The 7,508-nt window shown below is 70.4% G+C and carries 10 protein-coding genes; 6 read left to right on the top strand and 4 right to left on the bottom strand.

From position 1 onward, the window contains the following. Positions 1 to 19: 19 nt before the first annotated feature. From SSQG_RS22485 to SSQG_RS22475, 3 genes are all read right to left on the bottom strand, one after another. The gene (locus tag SSQG_RS22485; protein ID WP_003992136.1) at positions 20 to 199 is read right to left on the bottom strand and encodes an FxLD family lanthipeptide; all 180 of its coding nucleotides are present in this window, start codon (positions 197 to 199) and stop codon (positions 20 to 22) included. Positions 200 to 293: 94 nt separating this feature from the next. After that, positions 294 to 428 carry a hypothetical protein gene (locus SSQG_RS39485; RefSeq protein WP_338117283.1) on the bottom strand — a complete coding sequence of 45 codons (135 nt, stop codon included), beginning with the start codon at positions 426 to 428 and terminating at the stop codon, positions 294 to 296. Positions 429 to 709: 281 nt separating this feature from the next. Next, a complete protein-coding gene (locus tag SSQG_RS22475; RefSeq protein WP_003992134.1) occupies positions 710 to 1,156 on the bottom strand; it encodes an ATP-binding protein in 447 nt (148 codons plus the stop codon). A gap of 240 nt (positions 1,157 to 1,396) precedes the next feature. Here SSQG_RS22475 and SSQG_RS22470 point away from each other — a divergent pair, with 240 nt between their 5' ends. Continuing rightward, entirely contained in the window at positions 1,397 to 2,683 is a 1,287-nt protein-coding gene (locus SSQG_RS22470; protein ID WP_244299225.1) for an XRE family transcriptional regulator, read from the top strand. Continuing rightward, positions 2,680 to 3,219: a GNAT family N-acetyltransferase gene (locus SSQG_RS22465; RefSeq protein WP_208865662.1), complete on the top strand. Its 540-nt coding sequence runs from the start codon at positions 2,680 to 2,682 to the stop codon at positions 3,217 to 3,219. The genes SSQG_RS22470 and SSQG_RS22465 overlap by 4 nt, the downstream gene beginning before the upstream one ends. A 218-nt stretch (positions 3,220 to 3,437) precedes the next feature. On the opposite strand, the gene SSQG_RS22455 is transcribed toward SSQG_RS22465, so the two are convergent. Further along, positions 3,438 to 3,764 carry a DUF6087 family protein gene (locus SSQG_RS22455; protein ID WP_003992130.1) on the bottom strand — a complete coding sequence of 109 codons (327 nt, stop codon included), beginning with the start codon at positions 3,762 to 3,764 and terminating at the stop codon, positions 3,438 to 3,440. Positions 3,765 to 3,902: 138 nt separating this feature from the next. Between SSQG_RS22455 and SSQG_RS22450 the strand changes: the two genes are divergently transcribed. The 4 genes from SSQG_RS22450 to SSQG_RS22435 all read left to right on the top strand — a co-directional run bounded on the left by SSQG_RS22450 (position 3,903) and on the right by SSQG_RS22435 (position 7,452). Further along, on the top strand, positions 3,903 to 4,298 hold the full coding sequence (locus SSQG_RS22450; protein WP_003992129.1) for a TOBE domain-containing protein: 396 nt from the start codon (positions 3,903 to 3,905) through the stop codon (positions 4,296 to 4,298). 438 nt (positions 4,299 to 4,736) lie between these two features. Further along, positions 4,737 to 5,564, top strand: a complete 828-nt coding sequence (modA, locus tag SSQG_RS22445; RefSeq protein WP_039933409.1) for a molybdate ABC transporter substrate-binding protein — start codon at positions 4,737 to 4,739, stop codon at positions 5,562 to 5,564. After that, positions 5,561 to 6,370 (top strand): molybdate ABC transporter permease subunit, encoded by an 810-nt coding sequence (modB, locus tag SSQG_RS22440; protein ID WP_003992127.1) that lies wholly within the window; start codon positions 5,561 to 5,563, stop codon positions 6,368 to 6,370. Before modA ends, modB begins: the two co-directional genes overlap by 4 nt. Further along, positions 6,367 to 7,452, top strand: a complete 1,086-nt coding sequence (locus SSQG_RS22435) for an ABC transporter ATP-binding protein (protein WP_039933405.1) — start codon at positions 6,367 to 6,369, stop codon at positions 7,450 to 7,452. The genes modB and SSQG_RS22435 overlap by 4 nt, the downstream gene beginning before the upstream one ends. The last annotated feature ends 56 nt before the right edge of the window (positions 7,453 to 7,508 follow it).

Genomic DNA, 7,508 nt, shown 5'->3' with positions numbered 1-7,508 from the left:
AGAGACGTGAAGCCTCAGGTCAGGCGACGTTGGTGGTGCAGGCGCCGCAGGTGGTTCCGCAGTTGTCGTCGGTCAGGTTGACCAGGCCCGCCGGGTCGGCCAACTCGACGAGGGAAACGTCCAGGTCGAAGCCGTCCGACGTCCCCGGTGTCTGCTGGCTCACCTGAGTGCTGCTCGGTACTACGGTGCTGCGTGTCATGCCAACTCCTCTGAGTAAATGGGATGTTGTTGTGCGGTGCTGCCCGCCTCCGGCCGTACGGCACAGCACCGCACGACCGGGAGCGGGAGTCTGGTCAGACGGCAACTGGCCGTCGCTGCATGAAGTAGGCGAGCGCCCGAGCCTTGAGCCGGTCGAGGCACGGCTTGCAGGAGTAGACCGGGGCGGGTCGCCCGTCCCACTGCAGCGGGCCGAGCCAGATCACGGGCACGCCGGTGCGCTCGCAACCCGAGCCAGCAGTCACCGGTGACCCAGTACTCGTCCACACGCGAGCTCATGCCTAGGCTCCGCTCTGCGGCCTGGGGGTGGGCGACCGGCAGGCGGGCCCACAGACCCAGAGCCGGAACAGCAGGCCCCGATGACGCACATCGACCAAGACCTCGCCGCTCGCACCCAAGTACCGGGCGCAGCGGGCACACTCCATGGCCATCTGCTGGCGTGGCCGGAGGCCCGCGACGTCCGGGATGGGCGGGGTCACCGTGGCCGGGGTGCTCACTCGTCGCCCCCTATGAGGAGTTCGGCCCAGACTTCTTTGCCCCAGGGGCGCTTGTCCGGGCCATAGAGGTCATAGCCCCAGCGGTCGGCGATGCCGTCAATCAGGAGCAGGCCACGGCCTGACTCGTCGTCCTCCCTGGCCTGACCGAGAACCGGCAGGCGCGAGGGTGCCCGGTCCACCACCCCGACACGCACCCGTATCGCACTCGACCGCCCAACGATCAGCCGGATCGAGTGGCACGAGGTGTGCCTGACGGCGTTCGCAATCAGCTCCGACATGATCAGCGCGGCGACGTCAGCGAGGTTGTCGAGGCGCCATACGCCGAGGGCGTCACGGACGAGCCGGCGGCCGATCTCGGCCGTGGCCGGCTCGCACGGGAAGGTCTGGCTGTAGGCGGGACGGCCGATGGGGGCGTCCTGAAGTGGCGTGATGAGACTCGTCATTGGGGTTGAGCCTTCGCGTTGTCTCGGCGCCCGGCTCACCCTGAGAAGGGCGTTAGGGGCGGGCCGGGCCGTCAACAGCCGCTCGCACCGGAGGGAGTGGCGAGCGACCAGCAACCAGACAACTCCCTTTTGGAGCACGGTGATTAGGGCGATCAGCCATCCACCCGAAAGAAAGACCTAGGGTGATTTGACCTTCCCTTTACCTGGTGGGTGAGGGGGCGTGAGAGCTACCGTGCGTGCATGGACACCCCGCGCAACAGGGTTCTCGAGGCGTGGATGGCCGAACACGGCTACAGCTCCAACAGCCTTGCTGACACTGTGAACAGCGCCTTAGAGCGGCTGACCGGGCGGCCTGGCGGCCTCGACGGCTCGTCGGTCCGGGCCTGGAAGGCAGGACGGGTCACGTGGCCCAAATCGGCTACCCGCAGGGCACTCGAGGACGTCAGTGGCCTACCTGCCGTCGCTCTGGGGTTCGTGCCACGGGGCCGGACTCCGTCCAGCCCAGCCCCACCGCAGCAGGAGGACCCCGACATGAAGCGTCGTACCCTCGTCGGCGGCATTGCAGCGGCTGCAGCCGTAGCAGCAGCCGCACCCGGCACCGCATCCCCGCGACGCATCGGCATGAGCGACGTCAACCGCCTGAACACGCGCTTCGCCGAGATCATCGCCAGCGACCACCGCCACGGCGGACAACTCGGCATCGAGCAGCAGGCTGCCGCGCTCGCCGACGAGGCGCTGAACCTCCAGAACGCCGGCAGCGCCACCCAGCGCGTACGCAGCAGCCTCTATGCCTCCGCGGCGGCGTTCCGCTCGTCGGCGATGTGGGCCGCGATCGACGGCCGTCGCTACGACGTCGCCAAGGCACACATGCGTGAGGCTCAAGCCCTCGCCGAGATGTCCGGCGATCAGGCGATCAAGTTCCGAATCTGGAGCCACGCGGGGGCGATGTACCGGCACATGGGCCGACCCGCCGACGCGCTCGCCGCCAATGATGTGGCCCGCAACCTGCACATCACGCGCCGTGACCCGCTGTTCGCGTCCCTGGGTCTGGCCCGGCAGGCGGCGATTCACGGTACGGCGCAGAACCGCACTGGCCTCCGCCGCGCGTTCGATCAGGCACAGGACGCCATGCTGCGCGCCGACCCGGCCGAGTACCGGCCGGTGTGGATGCTCGCGTTCTACGACCAGGCCGAGCTGGACTCCTTGGCGCTGTCCGCCTACTTGGCGCTCGGCGACTACGCGACCGCCGAGTTCCACGCCCACCGCTGCCTGTCCGCGCTGCGGCCCCACATGGTCCGGTCCCGGGCCATCACCACGACCCGGCTCGCGCACGCCCAGCTCGCGCAGGGTGCCGCCGACGCCGCCACGGCCACCGCGATGAAGGTCCCCGCCGACGCCGCCACCCAGCACGCCCGGGTAACGCGCATGCTGCAGGAGTTCGGAGCTGCGCTGCGTGCCACCGCACCGGGCAGCCCCACCGTGCAGACCTGGACCGAGCACACCGCCTCCTGGAGGATGGCCGCATGACCACGGCGCCCGCCATCGAACTGCGTACGTTCACCACCCTCGACACAGCCCGCGGCGATCTCCTGGACGTGTACGCCGAGGTTCGCGCACCGCTCCTCCACCTGCCGAACTATGCGATCACCGCCTTCGGCGAGCGCCTGGACCGACACGGCACCGAGCCGGGGTTCACGGCCGTCCTCGCGTACGCGGACGGGCACCCGGTCGGCTACGCCTACGGCAACACCATCGAGCACGGTGACCGCTATTGGCAGCGCACCAGTCCGACGCCGGCGGACAAGTACACCGAGCATCCGGCCGTGGCTTTGAAGGAGATCGGCGTCCGGCCGACCTGGCGGAAGACGGGCACCGCCCGCCGTATCCACGACGCCCTCCTCGCCACACGCGACGAACCGTTCGTTACGCTCATGGTCAACCCCGCTGCGGGGGACGGAAAGGTCCATGCGCTCTACAGGTCGTGGGGGTACGAGGACATTGGGCAGAGCCAGCCGTCACCGGCCTCGCCAGTCCTCACCGTGATGATCCGCGCCAGCAGCTGACCAGCACCCACAGCAGTCCACCGTCTTCGCATGCCTGGATGAGGGATGTGGCCCGATCCGCTCCTGGTGAGAGTCAGGCTCGGCCAGGCCATGAGCTGTCCGGCATAGCCGGAGTCAGTCCAGACGATGGTGATTTTCGGGTGCATCAGCCGCTGCCGGAACAGGACTTCCTTGGCCGCTTCGCGGTCGTACCGGTCCACGAGCCGCGGCGGCATTGATCACCTCTGTGTACGGCCGCCACCGTCCGGCCTGGGTGCCTGGGGCTTGCGGTGCTTGCCGGAGCCGGAGCCGAGAGGCTTCGCCATCGGCCTTAGGGACGAGGGCTCGTTGGCCTCCGGGTACAGGATGGCTTTGGCGTCGGCCAGGCTCGCGGCGAACCCGTACAGCTCCCATGCGTGCCCGTTCCAGCGCTCGATGGCGCGGGGTGCATCCGGGTTCAGATGCGATGCCCTGGGCCCGTCGCCGGGCATGACCGGCACGGCGCGAAGCCGGCCGATCATCGCATCACGGCGTTCCGCCCAATCCTTCAGCGATTCGTCGTCCATCTGGCGTTCCTCGCGTCGGTGGCGGTTGTCTCAGGAGGGTAGCGCCGGGCATCCCGGACATCAGCCGTCCTGCCTGGTGTGGCCCTGACTCGTCTTCACTTACCCGGCCTTGTCTTGGCCTGGCCTTATCTTGGCGCGATGCAGTCATACACGATCGGCCAGGCAGCCCGGCTGCTCGGCGTGAGTCCGGACACCGCGCGGCGGTGGGCGGACGCGGGGCGGGTGGCGACCCATCGGGACGAGGGCGGCAAGCGGCTCATCGACGGGAAGGACCTGGCCGCGTTCTCCGTGGAGCTCGCCAAGGGCGGGAGCGGCGAGGAGGACGTCTCCTACACCTCGGTGCGCAACGCCTTCCCCGGCATCGTCACCGCGATCAAGCTCGGTGACGTGGCGGCCCAGGTGGAGATCCAGGCCGGTCCGCACCGGCTGGTGTCTCTGCTGACGCGGGAGGCCGTCGAGGAGTTGGGCCTGGAGGTCGGCATGGAGGCCACCGCCCGGGTGAAGTCGACGAACGTGCACATCGACCGCGTCTGAGTCATACCGAGCCGGACCGGTCCAGGGGTGTGTCGTCGAGGGTGAGGTGCAGGAGTGGCCCCGTGAGCGGTGGTGCTGGACGCCGCTGGTGGCGCACTCGAAGCTGACCTGTGCCCGGTGCTGGGGCCATGCGGGCAGGTCGGGCACCGTCAGGCGGGTGGGTCGGTCCAGGTCGCCCGTGAGGGCGAGTTCCGCCGCGGGTCCGGCGGACGTGCGGGCGGCTGCGAGGGGCTGACTCACTGGCTACCACCTCCCCGATGACCGTACCCGCACCACCTCCTCGTACAAACGCACATGCCATGCCGATGCGTGAAGAGCCCGGCTCATGCGATAGGACAGCAGACTTTCGCCTGGCATCTGCGGAAGTATCATCGGCGCATGCGTCCGTCAGGACCAGAGTCCGTCAGGACCAGCAGGACCAGAGGGAGTGGACCCGTGATGATCCGTACCGTGCGCCCGACCCGTCGGATGCTGCAGGTGACCGGTGCGGGTGCCGCCGCGCTGCTGGCCCTGAGTGCCTGCTCGTCCTCCGACGGCTCCTCGTCGGCGGCGTCGGGCTCCTCGGCGTCGGGGTCCGGCTCGCCGAAGCTGTCCGGTGAGGTGACGGTCTTCGCCGCCGCCTCGCTGAAGGAGAGCTTCACGACGCTGGGCAAGGAGTTCGAGAAGGCCCACCCGGGCACCAAGGTCACCTTCAGCTTCGGCGGCAGCGACGCGCTCGCCGCGAGCATCACCGGTGGCGCCCCGGCCGACGTGTTCGCCTCCGCCAGCCCCAAGACGATGAAGGTCGTCACGGACGCGGGGGACGCCTCCGGCACGCCCGCCACCTTCGTGCGCAACCAGCTGGAGATCGCGACCCTCCCGGGCAACCCCGACAAGGTCGCTTCCCTGAAGGACCTCACCGGCTCGGACCTGAAGGTCGTGCTGTGCGACAAGTCGGTGCCGTGCGGCGCCGCCGCCCAGAAGGCCCTGGACGCGAGCAGGCTGAAGCTCACCCCGGTCTCCTACGAGGAGGACGTGAAGTCCGCCCTCAACAAGGTGGTTCTGAAGGAGGCCGACGCCGCCGTCGTCTACAAGACCGATGTGAAGGCGGCGGGTGACAAGGTGGAGGGCGTGGAGTTCCCCGAGTCCGCCGACGCCATCAACGACTACCCCATCACCCTCCTCAGGAGCTCCGAGAACACCGAGACCGCCAAGGCGTTCATGGAGCTGGTGCGGTCCGCGGAGGGCCAGAAGGTTCTGAACGCGGCCGGATTCCTCAATCCGTGAGGCCTCCCTCCCTGCGCAGGGGCGTTCGCGGGGGTGCCCCGCTGCCTCTCCTGCTGCCCGCGCTGATCGGCCTGGCCTTCCTGGTCCTGCCGCTCGTCGCGCTGCTGGTCCGGGCGCCCTGGCGCAGCATGCCCGAGCTGCTGACCAGCACCGAGGTGTGGCAGGCGCTCCAGCTGTCCCTGGTCTGCGCGACGGCGGCGACCGCGGTGAGCCTGGTGATCGGGGTGCCGCTGGCCTGGCTGCTGGCGCGGGTCGAGTTCCCCGGGCGCGGTCTGGTACGGGCCCTCGTCACCCTGCCGCTCGTCCTGCCGCCGGTGGTCGGTGGTGTGGCCCTGCTGATGGCCCTGGGCCGCAACGGGGTGGTCGGGCAGTGGCTGGACTCCTGGTTCGGGATCACGTTGCCCTTCACGACCACCGGGGTCGTGATCGCGGAGGCCTTCGTGGCGATGCCGTTCCTCGTCATCAGCGTGGAGGGCACGCTGCGCGCGGCCGACCCGCGCTACGAGGAGGCCGCGGCGACGCTGGGCGCCTCGCGCTTCACCGCGTTCCGCCGGGTCACCCTGCCGCTCATCGCCCCGGGTATCGCGGCGGGCGCCGTCCTGGCCTGGGCCAGGGCACTCGGCGAGTTCGGCGCGACCATCACCTTCGCCGGCAACTTCCCCGGCCGTACGCAGACCATGCCGCTCGCCGTCTACCTGGCCCTGCAGAACGACCCGGCGGCGGCGATCGCCCTCAGCCTGGTCCTGCTGGCCGTGTCCATCGCCGTACTCGCCGGCCTGCGCGACCGCTGGATGACTGCCTCATGACCGACCCCGAGACGACCACACTCGCCGCTCCCGAGCCGGCCGGCGAAGGGCTCGACGCCCGGCTCGTGGTCGAGCGCGGCTCCTTCCGTCTCGACGTCGAACTGACGGCGGCCCCGGGCGACGTCGTCGCCCTGCTCGGTCCCAACGGCGCCGGCAAGACCACGGCCCTGCGGGCGCTGGCCGGGCTCGTTCCCCTCACCGGCGGCCATCTGCGCCTGGACGGCGTGGAGATGGACCGCATGCCTCCGGATGCCCGGCCGGTCGGGGTGGTCTTCCAGGACTACCTGCTCTTCCCCCATCTGTCCGCCCTGGACAACGTGGCCTTCGGGCCGCGCTGCCACGGGGCGACGAAGGCGGAGGCCCGCGCGCAGGCCGCCGCGTGGCTGGAGCGCCTGGGTCTGGCCGAGCACGGCTCCGCGAAGCCCCGCCGCCTCTCCGGAGGCCAGGCCCAGCGTGTCGCCCTCGCCCGCGCCCTGGCCACCCGCCCCCGTCTGCTCCTCCTCGACGAGCCGCTCGCCGCGCTCGACGCCCGCACCCGCCTCGACGTGCGCGCCCAGCTCCGCCACCATCTGGCCGAGTTCGAGGCCGTCGCCGTCCTCGTCACGCACGACCCGCTCGACGCCATGGTCCTCGCGGACCATCTGGTCGTCATCGAGGACGGCCGCGTCGTCCAGCGGGGCACCCCCGCGGACATCGCCCGCCGTCCGCGCACCGACTACATCGCCCACCTGGTCGGCCTCAACCTCTACCGGGGCGAGGCCGAAGGGCACACGGTCCGGATCGACCGCAAGTCGACGATCGCCACCACGGAGGATCTGACCGGCCCGGTCTTCGTCGCCTTCCCCCCGAACGCGGTCACCCTCCACCAGGACCGCCCCAGCGGCTCCAGCGCCCGCAACCTGTGGCACTGCGAGGTGACCGGCATGGAGACGCACGGCGACCAGATCCGCGTCGCGCTCACGGGGGAACTCCCCCTGGCCGCCGACCTCACCACGGTCGCCGCGGCAGAACTCGGCCTGCGCCCCGGCGCCAGGGTCTGGGCGGCGGTCAAGGCAGCCCAGACGCACGCCTACCCCGCCTGACGCGTCGCCAAGGAGGTTCGGCGATCTCCGCGGCCGTTCACCGACTCGCTGGTGTA

Origin of the sequence: Streptomyces viridochromogenes DSM 40736 (assembly GCF_000158955.1) — a bacterium.
In the GTDB taxonomy this organism is placed as follows: Bacteria; Actinomycetota; Actinomycetes; order Streptomycetales; family Streptomycetaceae; genus Streptomyces; species Streptomyces venetus.
This window is presented reverse-complemented; position numbering and strand designations above follow the sequence as displayed.